Raw genomic sequence first — 19,368 nt, forward strand, 5'->3', positions numbered from 1 at the left:
AATACAAAACAAGAAGAAAATATGAACAAGCAATTCATTATCACGAATTTCGCCGCATTTGCTCTCATGCTGTTCCTGCCGACCGGATGCAGGCAGGCGGACGGCAAGCAGGATGCGGTGCAGAGTTATCGGGTCATAAAGGTCGCGGCAAGTCCGGTGGAAATCTCCGAGTCCTATTCCGCCGCCATACGCGGACGGCAGGATGTGGACATCCTGCCGCAAATATCCGGGCGCATTATCCGTCTGAAAGTGAAAGAGGGTGAACGGGTGAAGACCGGTCAAGTATTGGCTGTAATTGACCAAGTGCCCTATCGGGCGGCATTACGCACGGCGCAGGCCAATGTCAGCGCGGCACAGGCAAAAGTGGAAACGGCAAGAATCGAGCTGCGGGGCAAGCAGGCATTGTTTGACGAGAAGGTCATATCCGACTACGAGCTTTCTCTCGCCCGGAACCAACTGGCAGTGGCGTGTGCTGAACTCGAACAGGCAAAGGCACAAGAATCGGATGCACGCAACAATCTCTCCTATACGGAAATCAAAAGCCCGAGCAACGGAGTAGTAGGCACATTGCCCTATCGCATCGGTGCGCTTGTCGGTCCCAATATGGCACAGCCTTTCACGGTCGTGTCCGACAATGCGGAGATGTATGCCTATTTCTCCATTTCGGAGAATATGCTACGGCGATATTTGGCTCGCTATGGCTCGATTGACAGCATGATAGCCGGGATGCCGGAAGTGGGCCTGCAACTCAACGACGGCAGCCTGTACAAGGCGAAAGGACGTATTGAAACCGTAAGCGGCGTGGTGGATCCTGTTACCGGAACGGTACAAATCAAAGCCCTGTTCCCCAATCCCGACCGCGAACTGTTGAGTGGCAGCATCGGCAATGTCATCCTTCAAAACCCGAAAACGGAGGCCGTAACCATTCCCATGACCGCCACCGTGGAACTGCAGGACAAGATTATCGCTTACCGTCTGAAAAACGGACAGGCGGAAGCCGCCTATCTCACGGTGGACCGCCTGAACGACGGCAACCGGTTTATCGTAAAAGAAGGTCTTTCGGTCGGTGACACCATTGTCGCCGAAGGCGTGGGACTGGTGAGAGAAGGCATGAGCATAACCCCTAAAAACGAAACGAAATGAACCTGCGATTTTTTATAGACCGCCCGGTGTTTTCGGGCGTTATCTCGGTGGTGATTGTACTGTTGGGCATGATTTCCATGTTTTCCTTGCCGGTGGAACAATACCCCGACATCGCACCTCCGACCATCAACGTATCCGCAACTTATCCTGGAGCAAACGCTGAAACTGTGCAGAAGGCAGTGATAACCCCTCTGGAAGAAGCCATCAACGGCGTGGAAGACATGACCTATATGACTTCCACGGCATCGAATACGGGCGATGCTTCCATCGACATCTATTTCAAGCAGGGAACCAACGCGGACATGGCGGCGGTAAACGTGCAGAACCGCGTGAACGGCGCGCTGAGCCAGCTTCCGGCGGAAGCCACCAAGACCGGTGTCACCACTGAAAAGCAGCAGAATGCCGAACTGATGACTTTCGCGCTCTATTCGCCCGATGACCGCTTCGACCAGACCTTCCTGAACAATTACGTGAAAATCAATGTCGAGCCGAGGCTGAAACGTATCAGCGGCGTGGGAAAGGCACAGATGTTCGGTTCCAACTACAGCATGCGACTTTGGCTGCGTCCCGACAAGATGGCGCAATACGGGCTTATCCCCGATGACATATCCACCGTACTCGCACGACAGAACATCGAGGCCGCCACCGGCTCCTTCGGTGCCAATCATCCTACCGCCAATGAATACACGATGAAATACCGCGGACGCTTGTCCGGCGCGGAAGAGTTCGGTGAGTTGGTCATCAAGTCACTGCCGGGCGGCAATGTGCTTCGGCTGAAGGAGGTTGCCGATGTGGAACTGGGCGATGAATACTACAACTATTCCTCCGAAGTGAACGGGCATCCGGCAGCCATGATGCTCATCAACCAGAAAGCCGGGTCCAATGCTTCAAGCACCATCAAGGAGATTCACGAAGTGCTTGACGACCTCAGCCGGGACTTGCCCGAAGGGACGGAATTCGTGGTGCTTACCGATACCAACAAGTTCCTGTATGCTTCCATCAATTCTGTTATCCGGACACTTATTGAAGCGATACTTCTGGTTATCGTGGTGGTATATGTATTTTTGCAAGATATTAAGTCCACGCTTATTCCTACGATATCCATTTTCGTCTCCATTATCGGTACGTTCGCCGTGATGTCCATGATCGGCTTCTCCGTCAACCTGCTCACCCTGTTCGCGCTTGTGCTTGCCATCGGAACTGTGGTCGATGATGCCATTGTGGTGGTGGAAGCGGTGCAGGCGAAGTTCGACGAGGGCTATCAGTCTGCGGTTCTCGCGGCTGATGATGCCATGAAAGGCGTTTCGTCGGCTATCCTGACCTCTACCATCATCTTTATGGCAGTGTTTTTCCCCGTTGCCATGATGGGCGGGACTTCGGGAGCGTTCTACACGCAGTTCGGTATCACGATGGCTGTTGCCGTGGGAATCTCGGCAGTCAATGCCTTCACACTCTCACCGGCACTTTGCGCGCTGCTGCTGAAACCCTATATCGATGAGCAGGGCAACACCAAGAACAATTTTGCAGCCCGTTTCCGTAAAGCGTTCAATGCCGTCTTCGACCGTCTGAGCCGACGCTATGTACGTGGAGTGATGTTCATTATCCATCGCCGATGGCTGTTGTGGAGCATCATAGGCATTTCTTTCGGGTTGCTGGTGCTGCTGGTCAATGTCACAAAGACGGGACTTATTCCCGAAGAGGACACCGGGACGGTCATGGTGAGCATGAACACGAAGCCCGGCACATCCATGGCTCAGACAAGTAAGGTGATGGAGCGTATCAACAGCCGTCTCGACAGCATCGGCGAGATTGAATACAGCGGTGCGGTCGCCGGTTTCTCTTTCAGCGGTTCCGGTCCCTCGCAGGCGATGTATTTCGTGACACTCAAAGACTGGGAGCAGCGTAAGGGAGAGGGGCAGTCGGTCAATGATGTCATCGGAAAGATTTATGCCGCCACTTCGGATATTCCCGATGCCACGGTGTTCGCCATGTCGCCTCCGATGATTGCCGGGTACGGCATGGGAAACGGTTTCGAGCTTTATTTGCAGGACAAGGCGGGCGGAAACATCGCCGCCTTCAAGGAAGAGGCAGACAAGTTTGTCGAAGCCTTGTCGCAGCGACCCGAAATCGGCGAAGTCTATTCCTCCTTTGCCACGGATTATCCGCAATACTGGGTGGATATCGATGCCGCCAAATGCGAACAGTCGGGTGTGTCGCCCGCAGATGTGCTTTCCACATTGTCGGGCTATTATACCGGACAATATGTTTCCGACTTCAACCGGTTCTCCAAGCTCTACCATGTGACCATGCAGGCTCCGGCGGAATATCGTGTGAATGCGGAATCCCTGCACCACATGTATGTGCGTGCCACCGATGGCGGCATGTCGCCTTTGAGCCGGTTCGTGCGCCTGACCAAGACCAACGGCCCGTCAGACCTCACCCGTTTCAACCTGTTCAACGCCATCTCGATTAGCGGGTCTCCGGCTCAGGGCTACAGTTCGGGGCAGGTGCTCGAAGCCATCGGCGAGACGGCACGTGAAGTGCTTCCGTCAAATTACACATACGAGTTTGGCGGCATTTCGCGTGAGGAAAGCAAGACGACCAACAATGCCACGCTTATATTCCTGCTCTGCATGGTTCTGGTCTATCTGATTCTGTGCGCCTTGTATGAGAGCGTGTTCATACCCTTCGCGGTTCTGTTGTCGGTGCCTTGCGGACTGATGGGCAGTTTCCTGTTTGCGTGGCTCTTCGGTCTGGAGAACAACATCTACATGCAGACCGGACTTATCATGATTATAGGCCTGCTTGCCAAGACAGCGATCCTGCTTACCGAATACGCCGGTAAACGGCGGTCGGAAGGCATGACGCTGGCACAGGCGGCATACAGTGCGGCAAAAGTCCGCCTGCGCCCCATATTGATGACTGTGTTGTCCATGGTGTTCGGTCTTGTCCCGCTGATGATGGCGCACGGAGTGGGTGCCAACGGCAGCCGTTCGCTTGCCACAGGTGTAATCGGTGGAATGATTGTAGGTACTTTGGCTCTGTTGTTCCTTGTGCCGTCATTGTTTATTGTATTCCAATATATCCAAGAACGTGTTAAGCATAATTAAATGAAGAAGACAGTAATATATATCATATTGTCGGGATGGATGCTTGCCGGCTGTGGCACATACAGCCGGTATCATCGCCCTGACCTCTCAACGGAGAATCTGTATCGGGACATGCCGGCGGACATTGATACAATGACCATCGCGTCCCTGTCGTGGCGGGAAATGTTTACCGACCCGAAACTCCAGTCCTTGATTGAAACCGGACTTGAACGGAACGCAGACCTCAATGTGGCACGGTTACGCGTGGAAGCGGCAGAAGCCGTCCTGATGACTGCCAGACTATCATATCTTCCATCACTGGGACTGACTGCCGAAGGTAATGCCAATAAACATGACGGAGCAACGGCAAAGACATATAATGTGGGAGCGTCGGCAAGCTGGGAACTGGACATCTTCGGCAAACTTACGGCGGCAAAGCGTGGCGCAGCCGCCGCATTACAAGGAAGCCGTGCCTACCGGCAGGCCGTACAGACACAGCTTGTCGCCACTATTGCAGACAGTTACTACACCCTTGCCATGCTTGACGCACAAATGACAATAAGTAACCGGACTTTGGAGAACTGGCGGACTACCGTACGCACTCTTGAAGCGTTGAAAAAAGTGGGGAAATCAAACGAGGCTGGCGTATTGCAGGCAAAGGCGAACGTGATGCGACTCGAAGCATCCCTGTTATCCATACGCAAGAGTATTTCCGAAACAGAAAACGCCCTGTCTGCGATACTTGCCATGCCGTCACACTCGATTGGACGAAGTGATCTGGCCGAGGCTGCTTTCCCCGATACTGTCTCGATCGGAGTCCCTTTGCAACTGCTTTCCAACCGTCCCGACGTGCGTCAGGCTGAAATGGAACTGGCGCAAGCATTCTACTCCACCAATGCGGCCCGTGCCGCCTTCTATCCCAATATTACCCTCTCGGGAATTCTTGGATGGACTAATAACGGCGGTGGCGTAATCGTAAATCCCGGACAATGGTTACTTAATGCCATCGGTTCCCTGACACAGCCGTTATTCAACCGGGGCGTAAACATCGCCAACTTGAAGATAGCCAAAAGCCGTCAGGAAGAAGCCAAACTGTTGTTCCGGCAATCATTACTGAACGCAGGAAAGGAAGTGAACGATGCTCTGACCGCATGGCAGACGGCAAAATCGCAAATTGAAATCAATGCTCGGCAGGTTGAAACATTATGCGACGCTGTGCGAAAGACAGAATCGCTGATGCGTCATTCCAATACCACCTATCTGGAAGTGCTGACCGCCAAACAGTCTCTTCTCGAAGCGGAAGTGCAACAGTTACAAACTCGTTTTGAACGCATACAAAGTATAATTAAACTTTACCATGCGTTGGGAGGAGGAATGTAACTTTACAAGAATTATAACCTAATACTGAACCATGTTGTGTAATTTTTATATTTCAGTCGTCATAAACTTATAAATAAGTAATTTAGTATGCAAAAACAAATTAAAAAGTCTTCTCTTTTTTTGAAGAGAAGCAACACCTGACCCACTTCGCTACCGAACAGGATGTAGCAGAAGAATTGTTTGAGTTACTCTTAGAAGCGAGAGAACTCTATCTTCAGGATGTGATTTTGAATGGCAAGCGGTATGACCGCTATGTGGATGACTTCATCAACAGTCATCGGTATATCAACTGCAACAGTGCAATTTGCCGAAACTGCCACGAGATGAACATCCACATCGTCAAGGGACTGCTGAACGAATGCGCCCACCTTATCCAGCCTCTTTTTGAGGCATCCGACTTCTCCTTTGAGAAGTGTATGGAGTTACAAAGGAAGTATGACCGCTCGGAACCGTTGCCGCCATACAGTTGGCACGGAGCAAGGGGGCTTTTGTGTATGGCATCTGCAACGTCGTGGGTGCCTCTATCCCAAGAAATACGGATTCCGGGACATACATCCATGTAGGACCTGAGATAGGTGTGGCTTCTACCAAGGCTTTTACAGGACAGGTAACGGTGCTGATGCTGCTTGCCCTCTGCGTGGGACAGATGCGTGGTACTGTGGATGATGCAACCGTAGAGAGGATTGTCCGGGAGTTGAAGAACATGCCCCTATATATAAAAGATGTGTTGGGACTTGCTGACAAAATCAAGAACTTGTCGAAGATATACACCTATGCCCGCAACTTCCTTTATCTCGGTCGTGGGTACAACTACCCCACCGCCCTTGAAGGTGCGTTGAAGCTGAAAGAAATATCCTATATCCATGCGGAGGGTTATCCTGCTGCGGAAATGAAGCATGGACCGATTGCACTTGTAGATAGCGAGATGCCCACGGTGGTCATTGCTCCAACGGACTCGCTGTATGACAAGATAATCAGTAATGTAAGGCAGGTGAAGGCGCGTGGCGGTACGGTTGTCGCCATCATTACCAAGGGCAATGACGCAATGAAGGACATCGCCGACCATTGCCTTGAAGTGCCCGACGTACCCGAATGCCTTACACCTCTCGTTGTTTCCGTCCCATTGCAGTTGCTGGCCTATTACATCGCCATCAACAAGGATAGGAATGTTGACCAGCCAAGAAACCTTGCTAAATCAGTTACCGTAGAATGAATAGAATATTATCACTTATTGTTACCATCCTCTTTGCGTTGTGCATTGAGGCTGGCATCTTTATGCTTATTGCCCACTGGTGGGGCATGACTGCGGCCATTACCGTGATAGCCATTGAATGTGTGTTAGCCTTATGGACAGTTTACGAAATGAGACATGCGAGTGATGAACCAGTTGATGAATAACATTGCAGGCTGTGGTTAGAACGAAAAAGGCTAAAAACAAAAGGACGGGTCGATGATTCGTCCTATTTTTGTGTCTTTTTGGTGGCAAAATGTAGCGATTTAGCAAAATAAACATAAATTCCAGTGATATTCAGCATGAAAATTCGCCCATTTAAGTGAAAATGTGTAATTTTGCAACGCAAAATTGTGCCTAAGCATTTGCATCAAAACAACAATAGTTCAATCGAGGCTGATATGAAAGTAGAGATTAACAAGAAACGTTTAGAATACCTGCTGGCATTATACAAGATGTCGGTGGATGACTTGTTGTCTCTTCTGAACAAAGGCAGGAAACGGATAACAGGAGCCGCAGACATCAGTGGAGATTCTATTGATTTGGGGGTGTTGAAGCGTATAGGTGAGATATTCGACAAAGAAGTCAGTTTCTTTCAAGACTATTCTAAGTTGTCAACCAATGCAAGCAGCAGTATCTTCTTCCGCAAGACCTCATTCGGAACAGAGCTGAACTTGGAGTCGATCCGTACTGTAAACCGATTCGAGAGTCTGAAAAACGCTTTGGATGCATACAACAAACTGTCGCAACTGGATGTGAAGTTTGACATAGAACACTACACCCTACAAGATGACCCTAAGACAGTAGCCGTACGTGCAAGAGATTTTTTTTATCCCGGGGAAACTGTCAATCATAGGCAGTTTCTTGTGAAGATGATAGAAAAAATCGCCGATCATGGCATTTTTGTCTTTGAATACATAGAGACATGGAACAAGAAAGAGAAAACCAACATTGACGGTTTTTACCTTAAGCCCAATGTGATAGTGCTTAAGCATCATAAGCATTACAAGCGAGAAATATTCACTCTGGCGCATGAATTGGGGCATTGTCTATTGGGGATTGAAGAAGTGGAGTCGGTGGACATGATGGACATCTCGGCACAGACTTCATACAGTGATGTCGAAAGATGGTGCAATGATTTTGCATATCAGTTCATTATGGGACAAGAAGCAGAAACACTTGCTAACATAGCATGTGTAGATTCCCGTAACGACTACTGCATTGACCTCTTCAAGGCTATCAGTGCACGGACGCACATTAGCCGTCTTGCCTTATATACAAGGATGTATATCGACAGGAAAATCAGCTATTCGAGCTACAGCAATGTCAAGAGTGAATTGGCAGAGGAATACAGAAGAAGAGAGGAACAGGAAAAGTTGAAAAACTCTGAGAAGAGAGGCGGGCGAACACCAAAGCCCATCATTTCTCCGCTATTCTTGAAAACCATGCAATATGCCTATTTCAATGGAGTGGTCAACGAGACCACTTTCTGTTCGAGACTCAATGTCAAACCAGCAAATTTTGAGAGGGAGTTATGGCGATAGTTGTTGATACATGCTCATTGGTGATGATTGCCAAGAATTATCTTCCCTTGGATAAGGACGGACAGTTGTACTCATTCCTGGAAGAGGCGTTCTCCCGCAAGGATTTGATGCTACTTGATGTGATTCTGGATGAATCAAAACGCACCTCCAAAGGAATTGCAGTTGAAAAGATGCCTTTCCTCAAAGACAAGAAATTGGTCATTCCGACAAAGGATCTATTTCCATGTGCCCCAGAGAGATTCAGCAACATGATAGACAACAATTTCTGTGTAAGACTGAAGAAGCAGGAACTGACTGAAGAAGAATACATAGAGCAAAAGGAAGAATACCTTAAAACAGGTGATGCTAAGATTATCATTTATGCACTGAATGTACGACACTCGGACGCTATCCATCTGGAAGAGATGCAAGTAATGACGGAGGAAACAAGGCAGCAGAATGACGGTAAGTTGTTCAAGAAACTTCCTTTGTTGTGTGAGCAGATAGGGATTGGAACACTAACCGTTTCAGAATATCTGCATAGAAACGGGTTCTTTATTGACAAATAGCATAGATATTAGTATCATCTTATGACATCTTTCACGAAATCATATTATATTCGTGAATAAAACACTTGTTTTTCAAGAATAGAAATTGTTGAGGATTAGATATTTAAGACATTATTGCAATGCGGAAGGGGTGATGTGAACGACAAAAGACAAGGCGTTCTATTAGAGTGGATGCTTGATAAGATTGAGAAGAATGGACGGGTCGATGGCTCGTCCTTTTTTTGTGTCTTTGAGTGTGAGGTGCAGGTGGGGACCAGTACTGCGACCACTGTTGCCTGTCAGCGCGATGATGATGCCGGGACGGACGTGGGTGCCTTTGGTGACGAGAGTTTGGGAGAGGTGGCAATAGCTGACGGTGAAGTCGCCGTGACGGAGGGTGACATAGAGGCCTGAACGTTTGTCCTTGCCTACCTTGATGACCTCGCCGTGCATCATGGCGTATGTGGGTTCGTAATTTGCCTTCAAATCAAGCCCGTTGTGTAGGGCTTTTCTTTTTGTAAATGGGTCTCTGCGGTAGCCGAAAGGGCTGGTGACAGAGATATGACGGAGTGGACTGACAAGTGCCGTGTGGCGGTCGGTCTGCTCCGTTTGGGTTTGTAATGGGGCAAAGGCAAGAGAGTCTCGCCGCTGATGCGGCGAGCACGGAGGCAGTTGTTCGGATGTTGCGGACTGCGTCGTTTTTGGCACAGCCTTGCGGTGTACCTTAGTCTGTGTGACGGTATTGAACTGAGCGCATACTGTTGCTGATGAACAGAATATTGCTGCTATTGTGATGAGTAGAAATCGTTTCATGGTGCAAAAGTAACAAGCAATTCTTTGACTGGCATAAAGAACAAAGGGAAGACAAGAAGATTGTAACATAATATAGCAATCGAGTTTGATTTTTGAGCAGAAATCAAACTCAAATAATAATAATCGTCAAAAATAACACGCATTATCTTATGCAATTCTGCTTGTCTCTGAATAGGTATATAACTTTGCATGAGTTTAATTTCAAATTCAAAGTTAAAGTATGAAGCAAGTACGATTTGAAGAGAGCGAGGTGCCTTATCAGACACTGGCTCGTTTTGGTCTCACACAAGAGAAGATTGAAGACCTGCCCATGTGGGCGTTGGAAGATATTGGTCAGGGACGACGTTCACCGTTGCTGCCCATTCAGGTGAATAATGATGAGGGCGAGACATTGAAGAGCCGCACCCGATTTGCGTTGGTCCGTATGGAGGACGGCAAGGTGGATGTGGTCTTCTATCCGCAGTTGGAGAAATCACCATTGGAGGCTTTTACTCAGGAACAGCAGGAGGACTTGCTGGCTGGAAAGGCTATCCTTGCCGATGTTAAGGATGCTGATGGCAGGAGCAGCAAGGCTTTCGTGCAGATTGACACGGAGACCAATCAGGTGATGTCGGTACCTACGCCTGTCATCGGGCGCAACTTGGAGGTGCTGAAGGATGAACTGAAACTGAGTTCGGCAGAACTGACCGTGATGCAGAAGGGTGAGCCGCTCACGCTCATCATGGAGGACGAACAGGTGACGGTGGGTATTGACCTGAACGATAAGACCGGCATAAGGATTAATCAAGGCGACAGTCAGAAGTGGAAGGAGAACACCAAGCGAGAGTGGGACAAATACACCTTCGGGTGCTATGGCTGTTGGGTAATGGGCGATGACGGTAATCTTGACTATGTGCCTGAAGAGGAATACACGGAAGAACTTTGGAATGAGCAGAAGAAGAATGGAGAGCGCAACCGCGCCTCTTTTTCCATGCACAAATAATCTACACATAATATAAATAAGTATATGGCATCAAATAAATATTATCCAGAGGATGTGCTCGTCGAGAAGATACAGAGCGGCGAGTACGGTTGGTTGGAGTATGTCAACCATCATTCTGCTGAATGGCAGGAAGAATATGAGAGCTATTGTCTGAACAACGGACTCTGCATTTGTGAAGAGAGTGCGGAGCAGTTTGTCCATCACAAAGATGAGGAACTGGAGAAGGCAATAGAGAACGGTGAAGCATGATAAATGAAGAGTGAAGAATGAAGAGTGAAGAATAAGTATGGCGATAAGAAAGAATACGAATCCCCAACAGATGGACCTGCAACCAGAGATGCGTGACTTGCTCATGCGCAATGGTATGCAGGCTCATGTGGTGAGTAATGGCAGCGGCTATCAGCTTGTGGTGCAAGGGCATGACAGTCCGCTGCTTACCTATAACATCACCGAGAAGCAGATGTTGGCTCTGACCGACTGGGGTACGAATCATGCCAACAAGTTAGCCTACAATACCTTTACGGGCATTGTGGGCAACGACTTCTATATGCCCAAGAACTTCGTTCATGCACGCAATGCCAACGGTCGTGTAGCTATGGGGCTGCACGGCTATCGTGTTGGTATCGGCGAGTATGGACGGATGGGGCGCATCGATATGCCACCACCCTTTTTAGGTTGGACACCACGCAGTCAGGAGGGATTCCATCTTCGCAGAGTTGGAGGACGATTGTTCTTCCCCGAAGCCCCGATTGTGCCTGAACGTTGGGACGGCAGAATGAAGCCTGGCGAATTGCAGAGCGGCGGTTATGGGTTCTATTATAAGGGACAGCAACAGAGTTATAGCCCTCAGCAACAGGATGTGCTGAAAGATTTGGAGGGAATCATAATGCCTTCCATCAGCCGCACGAGAAGCACGGAGCCAGCCAAGCCTTATAAGGAACTGATTACCTCGCCTGTCTATTTCACCAATGAGAAGTGGCAGGAGTGTCTGGCATCGCATGGCATCATCATTGATGAGAATGCGAAGACGCTGACCATTCAGTCGAACAGCGTCAATGCCGACATGGTGTATGACCTGACAGATGAGGAACTGAAGAAACTCACCTCCAACTCCATCAAGGAAGTGCCCGTCGTTCAACGCTTGGAACTGCTGAATGGCATCATCAAGGACGACTTTGCTGACAAAATCCTGATGGACACACTGAATAGCAAGGAGCGCATCGACCTGCATCTGCATCCCGAACTTGAACAGGAGTTGCAGCAGCGTCAGCAACAAGACGAGGAACGGTTGCTTCCGTTGGAAGAGGACGAGACTGTCAGACGTGACGTGTTGCAAGGCGATGCCATGGTGAGAGGTGAAGACCTTGCCTTGATTAATGAGAACAAGGGTTGGTATCGTGAGGGAGCGCATGGGCGTGAAGTGAAAGTCGGTGACATCATGGTGGAGAAAGTGCCTCCGATGGAGGGAGATAAGAAAGGCGAAGATAAGTATCGCATGACCGCCATTATCAATGGAGAAGCCATCACGCACGAAATCAAGCAGAAGGACTACGACAAGTTCTTGGCGGTGGATGACTACCATCGCATGAAACTCTTCTCCAAGGTTTTCAGTGAAGTGGATATGAAGACACGCCCCGAAACCAACGCCGGACTGGGCACGAAGATATTGGCGGCTCTGACGGCAGGAGCAGTCGTTACAGCAGAGGTGGCGCATGACATAAGCCACCATCATCACCATCCAGCCCCGGAGTTCTATGCAGAGCATCATGGCGGTCCACGTCCTTACTTCAAACCGGGAGTGGATTCGCCACAGGAGATTGCGGCAAGGTACTTTGAGGCAGAAGCAAATCATGTTGCCACGGAGATAAGGAGAGGATATTAACAATGTATAATTTACAATTTATAATTTATAATGAGTAGTGAACTGACATACGATGACTTTCTGGACAGGTTGAGCATACAGGAAGTACTGGTGGACGCAGGGTATCATCTGAACAAGAGAGATGGCTTGCGTTATCCGTCGTATGTGCGTACTGACAGTGAGGGCAGACGGGTGCGTGGTGATAAGTTCATTGTCACGCAGAATGGGAAATGTTGCTTCCAACCACCGCAGCAGAAGGTGTATAATGTCATTTCGTTCATCAAGGAGCATCCAGAAATGTTTTCAGAGAACAAGGTGGGAATGTCTCCTGACCGACTCGTCAACCTCGTCTGCAACCGACTGCTCAACCAACCCATAGAGGACAGACCATCGAAGATTACAGAACCAAGAAAGGACGGAAAGCCATTCAACCTGAATGACTACGACATCCACAAGTTCAATCCGCAGGACAGGGAAACGCAGAAAAGGTTTTATCCCTATTTTAAGTTCCGAGGCATCGACCTCTATACGCAGTATGCTTTTCATCGGCATTTCTGTCTGGCTACTAAGCATCGGACGGATGGACTTACCTTTGCCAACCTTGCCTTTCCGCTTGTACTGCCCAAGACACCCGACAAGACTGTGGGCTTTGAGGAACGAGGACGACCGAAGATGGACGGTAGCGGCGGTTACAAGGGCAAGGCAGAAGGAAGCAACAGCAGTGAAGGACTGTGGATTGCCAACCTCACGGGCGAGCCGTTGGATAAAGCAAGCGAAATTGTATGGTTTGAGAGTGCCTACGATGCCATGGCAGAGTATCAGATAAATCCTGTAAAGATGGTGTATGTATCTACGGGCGGCACACCCACCGAGGGACAGATGCGAGGACTTCTGTCCGTTACTCCCAACGCACGGCACTATTTGGGTTTTGACAAGGACGATGCAGGGCGGCAGTTTGTTGCAAACTTCAGGAAGGTGGCAGCAGAGATGGGCTTCCGTCACGAGCATGTGCAAGCCTATCATCCATTGGGTTGCTACAAGGACTGGAACGATGCGCTGCTCAACAAGAAATCAGCAGAACTGATTGCCAAGGGCGAACCAGATACCTTCGACTATGCCGAGTTTATCGCAGCCGGCAAGGCAGAGAAACAAAGGGAAAAAGAAGAAAAGAACACATATCATAGAAGCGTATGAGACAAGAAGATAATAGCATCATCACCTTGTGCCCCAGCATCGGACAGTTTTTCATCAACGAACTGCCTCTGTTGCTGTTGTGCGTGGCAATGCTCCTAATCGGAGGATTGCCCGGTTGTGCATATAGTACCCTGTTGCTTGTCTTCAGCCTCCTGTTCTCCCTCTGTTTACTCTACCGATTCATCTATCTGAGGAGTATCCGCTACCATATCGGGAGCGAGCAACTCATCTGTGAGCACGGAGTGTTTCAGCGGAGCGTGAACTACATGGAGTTGTACCGAGTGGTGGACTTTGCCGAGCATCAGACATTGATACAACAGTTATGCGGACTGAAAAGCGTGACCGTGTTGTCGATGGATAGAACGACACCGAAACTGGAAATGACCGGCATCAGCAACAGCTATGACGTGGTGAGTGTGATACGAACAAGAGTAGAAACGAACAAACGAAGAAAGGGCGTATATGAGATTACGAATAGATAAGATTTGGTTCATTGTCGTGGCATTGGTACTGAGCGTGCCGTCAGCCCATGCACAGATTGTGACTGCCAACCCTTTGGAATGGATGGCATTAGCAGAGGGCAACGAAGCCATCAACGGTGAGATAGAGAAGGAAATCAAAGGTCAGACCAAGACTGCCCTGTTGCAGAATACCATCGCCGCAGAGTTCACCAAGATACACGAATGGGAGAAGAAGTACAACAGTTATCTGAAAACCGCCAGTGGTTATGCCTCTTCCCTCAAAGCCTGTACCTATCTGTACGACGATGGAGTGAAGATATTCATCACCTTGTGTAAGATGCGCAAGGCCATCAACAATAATCCGCAAGGCATCGTTGCCACCCTCTCGATGAACAACCTGTATATGGAGACCGCCACGGAATTGGTGTCCGTCTTCACACTGCTGAAAGATGCAGTCGCCAAAGGAGGCAAAGAGAACATGCTGACTGGTGCGGAAAGGAGCAAGACGCTGTGGGCACTGAACGACAAGCTGAGTGCCTTCAGCAAGAAGCTGCATCGTCTTTATCTGTCTATACGATATTACACCATGACCGATGTGTGGAACGGCGTGACGGCAGGGATGATAGACCGAAGCAATGGAGAGATAGCCACCCAAGCCCTTAGCAGATGGCGCAGAGCAGGACGTATGACCATCAGTGATTAACGATAAAGGAATCAGTCATGAAGTATTTCATATCAATTGCCATTTTTATGTTTATATCATCTTTTGCAGGAGTGCGGGCGCAGAACGACCCGACTCTTGCGGGGATGATTCTGATGTACACCAACAAGGCGGAGAAAGAACTGAAGAATCAGGAGAAAGTGATGCTGCTACAATCCACCGGCCATATCTGGACCAAGGAGGAAGTGGAAGCCACTACCGACCTGCAGCGGGAGTTCAACAACTATCTGGACTCCTTCCGTTCCATCGTCAGCTATGCCGCACAGATATATGGTTTCTATCACGAGATAGGTCAGTTGGTGGACAATATGGGTGGATTGGTGGCGCAGTTGGATGCCCATCCTGCCAACGGACTTGCCGTAGCCCTGTCAGCCAAGCGCAACAAGATATACCGCGAGCTGATTATGAACAGCATCGAGATAGTTAATGACATACGCACGGTATGCCTGTCGGGCAACAAGATGACCGAGAAGGAGCGTGTGGAGATAGTCTTCGGCATCCGACCCAAACTGAAGAAGATGAACAAGCAGTTGAAGCGACTGACGAGGGCGGTGAAATACACCACCATGGGCGATGTTTGGATGGAGATAGACGAAGGGGCAAGACCCACCAAAGCGAACAAAGCCGAGATAGCAGCGGCTGCCAAGAGGCGGTGGAAGCAGGTGGGCAAGAACGTAAACTGATGGAGCAGCGAGAGCAGAGCCGAACTTGTTCGAGCTATGCCGAGTCGTGACAGAAGAAGACGAAGTCAAACCGTGATTAAAAAACGATAAGATATGGGATTTTGGAGTTCATTATTGAAATATGGTGGCAAGGCGGCACGAGGTACTGGCCATGTCATCGGAGTAACTGGAAAGACCTTAGGCAGTGCGGCACTCCACCCGCAACGCACCCTTATGGGAGCCGGCAAGGCTATGCAGACGGCCGCAGTGGGTAGTGCCGCAGGCTATGTGACATGGGAGAAGCTGACCACAGACAAGAGCGTGGCACGCATCGTAGGTGATGCTGTCATCGGCGAGAATGCCACGGAAGCGGTGGCACAAACCGCCAACGATGTGCAACGTCTGACGGGCAAGGCTGGTGAAGCCGTTGATGCGGTGAACACTGTAGCCGGAAAGATGGACACCCAGTTCAGCGGCATCAGTGATTTCTTTAGGAATATGTTCGGAGGCGTAGGATGCGACATGATAGGCAATCTCTTTGGCAATATCGGCAAGGGCAACGTGTCGGGTATGAGCATCGTCGGACTGGTGGCTGCCGCCTTCATGGTATTCGGACGCTTTGGTTGGATGAGCAAGATTGCGGGTGCCCTGCTTGGAGCGATGATCATCGGGAACAATTCTAAGGTGGCGCAAACTCTGCCTAACAGAGGCGGTACGTCTTCACATGGGCAGAACATGAAAGAAGCAGAGACCCAAAGCAGAGGGATGAAACGATAACCAATATACAGTGATATGAGATATACAGAAGAAATGATACTGCGCTCATCGAGCGGCTACTGTATGCCGTTTGAGGAGCCTATAAAGCAGGACGTGCAGATGTCCTTGGGTTACGGAGAGCAGAAAAATCCCGTGACGGGAGAAACATTCTTCCATCACGGCATAGACTTCTCAGTGAACCATTACCTGCTGTCGGCGGTGGCAACGGGAACCGTCTCTGCCATTGGGTCGGACGCGGAGCATGGCATCTACCAGACCATCCGCTACGGCAAATACGAAGTGACTTACAGGCATCTCTCCAATGTCTTCGCCAACTTCTCCCAAAGCGTCAAGGCCGGTCAGACCATCGCCATCAGTGGCGACCTGCTGCACATGGAGGTGAGGTTTGACGGAGAGGAAATCAATCCGTTGGAGTTCCTCACCATGCTCTACGGCAATATCAAGGCATTGGAGCACAATTCCCAAATGGGCATCAATGAACTGGACATGAACATCCCTTCACCCTACGACACCGACCGTCAGGAGATAGAGGCATTGATGCTCCGCTTCCTTCCCTCCTACTTCGAGGACCTTCAACAAGGAGCATACTCTCTGCCCGAACATACGGAGCAGTCGTTGAGAAACATCTTCTCGTTGGGAGCGAGCAAGCATTATTTCTACGAGACCATGCCGAGCATGGCTAATCCCTTGGGCATCGGCAACCGCTGTATGCCTTTGGCGACTAAGGTGCAGAACCTGCTCATTGCCGACTTTCTCAACTATCTTGCCATGCGACATCAGGTATATCTCTCCACGATGGACGAGGTGTTAAAAAAAAACTCCAAGAGCAAGCCCTGACGCATGACGGCATCATCGACCCTCTTGCCGACTTGGACGTGGATATCCAGAGCTTCGACATTCCGAGGATAGTGAGCGTCTATCCCGACCGGGCTGGCGTGAGATGGTGGACAAAGGCATGGTTCAATGGTAAGGAAGAGGGGGAACCCTCCGTGGAGATTGAGGAACGTATGGCCGTGCAGTTCATCCACTGCCAAGTGGACAAGGACGCATGGTTGGAGGAACACTATCCTAAGCAGATGGAGATATATCACAATGCCATCGAGCAGACAAAGGAACAGATATTACAGCAGTATAATATATAAACAAGGTATATGGCAGTTAAGAACAGTCAGCGATTCGCAGAGATAGAGCGTCTGATGGGCGACTACTTCGGGTGTCACCTTGCCCCCGTGATGGGCAGGGTGCAACGGGACTTGTCCAACAGACAGGCAGACGAGATGCGAGCCTACTCCAACAGTACGGCTGGCATCCTACGCTCATTGGCCACTGCCAATATGCCTGGTGATGACCCATACGCCACGCTGAAGATTACAGGCAAGTGGAACAGCAAGACCACCGAAGACTATCTGGCGATGTGCAAGGAGGCTATTGTCGGCAACAAGGATATGCAGCGTGACCTTGCCGTGATGGCTGAGGAATGGCGCAAGGCGGTGGTGACGGAGATAGGACGAGAGCGGTACGATGCACTCTCTAAACAACTCGGTTGTGATTTGGCATACGCCTATATCGATCACCGCATGGAGCAGCTGATGATAGAAAAAATGGTGAAAGACCGTATGCCAACATCTTCTGCCGACTATATCATCCGCAAGGCGGCACAAAGCAGTCTGTTCGGTCTGCCCTACGAACTGAACAAGTCACCCCTTGCCGCAGAGATAGAAGCCAAAGGAGAGGCAGCCTATAAGCCCTCTCGAACAGAGAAGGCAGCGGGATGGGCAGCCGGAGCGGGTGCCGATGTCGTGGCCATGGGAGGGATTGGCTCATGGGCAACCTTCGCCAAGTTTGTCGGTATCGATATGGTGATGAATGTCGGCATGGAGCACCTAAGCAAGAAAGGTAGCAGCCAAGAGGTCTGTGTCGAGGAGTGTATCAGCAAGGGAGTTTTCGGTACGGGCACCAACGTCTTCGCCTCATTCCGCAAACAGGCAAAAGTCATCAAGAACCACGAGAACAGCTATATCAAGGCTACCAACAGCCATTTCAAGAACAAGATTCCCACGAGCAATATCACTTTTATGGATTGGACGAAACAAACCGAGCAGACCTCTTTTCCTTGGAACAAAGGTACGTTCCTTGACCCTCAGAGAAACGAAGCAACCAAACGTACAGGCAAGTACAAGGATGTGCCCTTGATAGTTGCGCCTGGACAGGAAGACGAGTATCTGGAGGTTAAGGCGAGACTGGATGCAGAGGCTGAGAAGGAGAAGAAGGCAGAACCGAAAGAAACTCCTGATTCATCGACTGAAGAGGCAACACCATCTGTAGTCCAGCAGGAGGAAACAGCCTTACAAACAAACGAAAATGGATGGGACGGGCTGTTGCAGAGTTTTGGACTGAACGGCTTTTCAGACATCGGCAAGAACCTTGGTTATGTGTTGGCGATGCTGCCCGATGTACTGGTGGGACTGTTCACTGGCAAGACAAAATCGCTGAATATGGACAATAGCCTCCTTCCTTTGGCCTCTATCGTGGCTGGAATGTTCGTGAAGAATCCTATACTGAAGATGCTGTTGATGGGTATGGGAGGTGCCAATCTGCTCAACAAAGCGGGACATGAGGTGCTGGGCAGGAAACAGCAGGAAGGCATTGCACCTACAGTTAGTCCTGCTGCATCTCGCATTCAGTACCGCCAATATCCTGATGAACCACTCAATCCTCGTATCAGCAACCCGATGCTGCAAGGGCGGTGTCTCGTTGCCAACATTGACCATGTGCCTTGTACCATTCAACTGCCTGACAGTGTGATTGGGGCGCATCAGTCGGGGGCATTGCCGCTGAATACATTGGCTAACGCCATACTTGCCAAGAACGACCAGATGCGACAGATGGCAGCAATGCAGTACGAAGAGCAGGCACGGGAGAGCGTGGTGCGACCGAGGGGAATACAGTGAAGCCCGACAACAAAATTGTCGGGAACGGTGGC

At 49.9% G+C, this 19,368-nt stretch carries 18 protein-coding genes and 2 pseudogenes; 19 read left to right on the forward strand and 1 reads right to left on the reverse strand.

Annotation, left to right across the window (positions count from 1 at the left end; translation table 11 throughout):
• The first annotated feature begins 21 nt into the window (after positions 1 to 21).
• From CIK94_RS10490 to CIK94_RS10525, 8 genes and pseudogenes are all read left to right on the forward strand, one after another.
• Positions 22 to 1,143 (forward strand): efflux RND transporter periplasmic adaptor subunit, encoded by a 1,122-nt coding sequence (locus tag CIK94_RS10490; protein ID WP_005816213.1) that lies wholly within the window; start codon positions 22 to 24, stop codon positions 1,141 to 1,143.
• Entirely contained in the window at positions 1,140 to 4,253 is a 3,114-nt protein-coding gene (locus CIK94_RS10495) for an efflux RND transporter permease subunit (RefSeq protein ID WP_094423034.1), read from the forward strand. Before CIK94_RS10490 ends, CIK94_RS10495 begins: the two co-directional genes overlap by 4 nt.
• On the forward strand, positions 4,254 to 5,612 hold the full coding sequence (locus CIK94_RS10500) for an efflux transporter outer membrane subunit (protein ID WP_094423035.1): 1,359 nt from the start codon (positions 4,254 to 4,256) through the stop codon (positions 5,610 to 5,612).
• Between the two features lie 137 nt (positions 5,613 to 5,749).
• Positions 5,750 to 6,064 (forward strand): annotated as a pseudogene (locus tag CIK94_RS14770) (hypothetical protein); the annotation flags it as partial.
• A pseudogene (locus CIK94_RS10510) lies at positions 6,061 to 6,825 on the forward strand (SIS domain-containing protein); the annotation flags it as partial. The pseudogenes CIK94_RS14770 and CIK94_RS10510, both read left to right, overlap by 4 nt.
• Positions 6,822 to 7,010: a hypothetical protein gene (locus tag CIK94_RS10515; protein ID WP_005816226.1), complete on the forward strand. Its 189-nt coding sequence runs from the start codon at positions 6,822 to 6,824 to the stop codon at positions 7,008 to 7,010. The pseudogene CIK94_RS10510 and the gene CIK94_RS10515, both read left to right, overlap by 4 nt.
• A gap of 234 nt (positions 7,011 to 7,244) precedes the next feature.
• Positions 7,245 to 8,387, forward strand: coding sequence for an ImmA/IrrE family metallo-endopeptidase (locus CIK94_RS10520; RefSeq protein ID WP_007897423.1), 1,143 nt, complete (start codon positions 7,245 to 7,247; stop codon positions 8,385 to 8,387).
• Positions 8,378 to 8,935 (forward strand): DUF4411 family protein, encoded by a 558-nt coding sequence (locus CIK94_RS10525; protein WP_005816230.1) that lies wholly within the window; start codon positions 8,378 to 8,380, stop codon positions 8,933 to 8,935. Before CIK94_RS10520 ends, CIK94_RS10525 begins: the two co-directional genes overlap by 10 nt.
• Before the next feature lie 162 nt (positions 8,936 to 9,097).
• On the opposite strand, the gene CIK94_RS14885 is transcribed toward CIK94_RS10525, so the two are convergent.
• On the reverse strand, positions 9,098 to 9,727 hold the full coding sequence (locus CIK94_RS14885; RefSeq protein WP_007837448.1) for a M23 family metallopeptidase: 630 nt from the start codon (positions 9,725 to 9,727) through the stop codon (positions 9,098 to 9,100).
• A 220-nt stretch (positions 9,728 to 9,947) separates the two neighbouring features.
• On the opposite strand from CIK94_RS14885, the gene CIK94_RS10540 reads away from it, so the two are divergent.
• The 11 genes from CIK94_RS10540 (at position 9,948) to CIK94_RS10590 (ending at position 19,336) form a co-directional block, all read left to right on the forward strand.
• Positions 9,948 to 10,709: a DUF4099 domain-containing protein gene (locus CIK94_RS10540; protein WP_005816235.1), complete on the forward strand. Its 762-nt coding sequence runs from the start codon at positions 9,948 to 9,950 to the stop codon at positions 10,707 to 10,709.
• Between the two features lie 24 nt (positions 10,710 to 10,733).
• Positions 10,734 to 10,958: a hypothetical protein gene (locus CIK94_RS10545; RefSeq protein ID WP_005816237.1), complete on the forward strand. Its 225-nt coding sequence runs from the start codon at positions 10,734 to 10,736 to the stop codon at positions 10,956 to 10,958.
• Between the two features lie 37 nt (positions 10,959 to 10,995).
• On the forward strand, positions 10,996 to 12,591 hold the full coding sequence (locus CIK94_RS10550) for a hypothetical protein (RefSeq protein ID WP_005816239.1): 1,596 nt from the start codon (positions 10,996 to 10,998) through the stop codon (positions 12,589 to 12,591).
• Between the two features lie 30 nt (positions 12,592 to 12,621).
• Positions 12,622 to 13,764 (forward strand): toprim domain-containing protein, encoded by a 1,143-nt coding sequence (locus tag CIK94_RS10555; RefSeq protein WP_005816242.1) that lies wholly within the window; start codon positions 12,622 to 12,624, stop codon positions 13,762 to 13,764.
• The gene (locus tag CIK94_RS10560) at positions 13,761 to 14,246 is read left to right on the forward strand and encodes a PH domain-containing protein (RefSeq protein WP_005816244.1); all 486 of its coding nucleotides are present in this window, start codon (positions 13,761 to 13,763) and stop codon (positions 14,244 to 14,246) included. Before CIK94_RS10555 ends, CIK94_RS10560 begins: the two co-directional genes overlap by 4 nt.
• Positions 14,227 to 14,928, forward strand: a complete 702-nt coding sequence (locus CIK94_RS10565) for a hypothetical protein (RefSeq protein WP_005816246.1) — start codon at positions 14,227 to 14,229, stop codon at positions 14,926 to 14,928. The genes CIK94_RS10560 and CIK94_RS10565 overlap by 20 nt, the downstream gene beginning before the upstream one ends.
• A gap of 17 nt (positions 14,929 to 14,945) precedes the next feature.
• Positions 14,946 to 15,629, forward strand: a complete 684-nt coding sequence (locus CIK94_RS10570; protein WP_005816248.1) for a hypothetical protein — start codon at positions 14,946 to 14,948, stop codon at positions 15,627 to 15,629.
• Between the two features lie 93 nt (positions 15,630 to 15,722).
• Positions 15,723 to 16,385 (forward strand): hypothetical protein, encoded by a 663-nt coding sequence (locus CIK94_RS10575; RefSeq protein ID WP_005816251.1) that lies wholly within the window; start codon positions 15,723 to 15,725, stop codon positions 16,383 to 16,385.
• A gap of 15 nt (positions 16,386 to 16,400) precedes the next feature.
• Positions 16,401 to 17,222, forward strand: a complete 822-nt coding sequence (locus CIK94_RS10580) for a M23 family metallopeptidase (RefSeq protein WP_005816253.1) — start codon at positions 16,401 to 16,403, stop codon at positions 17,220 to 17,222.
• Positions 17,223 to 17,254: 32 nt separating this feature from the next.
• Entirely contained in the window at positions 17,255 to 17,527 is a 273-nt protein-coding gene (locus tag CIK94_RS10585) for a hypothetical protein (RefSeq protein ID WP_007897422.1), read from the forward strand.
• A 9-nt stretch (positions 17,528 to 17,536) separates the two neighbouring features.
• Positions 17,537 to 19,336, forward strand: coding sequence for a hypothetical protein (locus CIK94_RS10590; protein ID WP_005816255.1), 1,800 nt, complete (start codon positions 17,537 to 17,539; stop codon positions 19,334 to 19,336).
• Positions 19,337 to 19,368: the final 32 nt, after the last annotated feature.

Origin of the sequence: Prevotella sp. P4-51 (assembly GCF_002251455.1) — a bacterium.
In the GTDB taxonomy this organism is placed as follows: Bacteria; Bacteroidota; Bacteroidia; order Bacteroidales; family Bacteroidaceae; genus Prevotella.

What these genes read in the sequence shown, in the direction of transcription:
- CIK94_RS10490 (WP_005816213.1), top strand. Translation starts at nt 22, where the DNA reads ATGAACAAGCAATTCATTATCACGAATTTCGCCGCATTTGCTCTCATG.
- CIK94_RS10495 (WP_094423034.1), top strand. Translation starts at nt 1,140, where the DNA reads ATGAACCTGCGATTTTTTATAGACCGCCCGGTGTTTTCGGGCGTTATC.
- CIK94_RS10500 (WP_094423035.1), top strand. Translation starts at nt 4,254, where the DNA reads ATGAAGAAGACAGTAATATATATCATATTGTCGGGATGGATGCTTGCC.
- CIK94_RS10515 (WP_005816226.1), top strand. Translation starts at nt 6,822, where the DNA reads ATGAATAGAATATTATCACTTATTGTTACCATCCTCTTTGCGTTGTGC.
- CIK94_RS10520 (WP_007897423.1), top strand. Translation starts at nt 7,245, where the DNA reads ATGAAAGTAGAGATTAACAAGAAACGTTTAGAATACCTGCTGGCATTA.
- CIK94_RS10525 (WP_005816230.1), top strand. Translation starts at nt 8,378, where the DNA reads ATGGCGATAGTTGTTGATACATGCTCATTGGTGATGATTGCCAAGAAT.
- CIK94_RS14885 (WP_007837448.1), bottom strand. Translation starts at nt 9,727, where the DNA reads ATGAAACGATTTCTACTCATCACAATAGCAGCAATATTCTGTTCATCA.
- CIK94_RS10540 (WP_005816235.1), top strand. Translation starts at nt 9,948, where the DNA reads ATGAAGCAAGTACGATTTGAAGAGAGCGAGGTGCCTTATCAGACACTG.
- CIK94_RS10545 (WP_005816237.1), top strand. Translation starts at nt 10,734, where the DNA reads ATGGCATCAAATAAATATTATCCAGAGGATGTGCTCGTCGAGAAGATA.
- CIK94_RS10550 (WP_005816239.1), top strand. Translation starts at nt 10,996, where the DNA reads ATGGCGATAAGAAAGAATACGAATCCCCAACAGATGGACCTGCAACCA.
- CIK94_RS10555 (WP_005816242.1), top strand. Translation starts at nt 12,622, where the DNA reads ATGAGTAGTGAACTGACATACGATGACTTTCTGGACAGGTTGAGCATA.
- CIK94_RS10560 (WP_005816244.1), top strand. Translation starts at nt 13,761, where the DNA reads ATGAGACAAGAAGATAATAGCATCATCACCTTGTGCCCCAGCATCGGA.
- CIK94_RS10565 (WP_005816246.1), top strand. Translation starts at nt 14,227, where the DNA reads ATGAGATTACGAATAGATAAGATTTGGTTCATTGTCGTGGCATTGGTA.
- CIK94_RS10570 (WP_005816248.1), top strand. Translation starts at nt 14,946, where the DNA reads ATGAAGTATTTCATATCAATTGCCATTTTTATGTTTATATCATCTTTT.
- CIK94_RS10575 (WP_005816251.1), top strand. Translation starts at nt 15,723, where the DNA reads ATGGGATTTTGGAGTTCATTATTGAAATATGGTGGCAAGGCGGCACGA.
- CIK94_RS10580 (WP_005816253.1), top strand. Translation starts at nt 16,401, where the DNA reads ATGAGATATACAGAAGAAATGATACTGCGCTCATCGAGCGGCTACTGT.
- CIK94_RS10590 (WP_005816255.1), top strand. Translation starts at nt 17,537, where the DNA reads ATGGCAGTTAAGAACAGTCAGCGATTCGCAGAGATAGAGCGTCTGATG.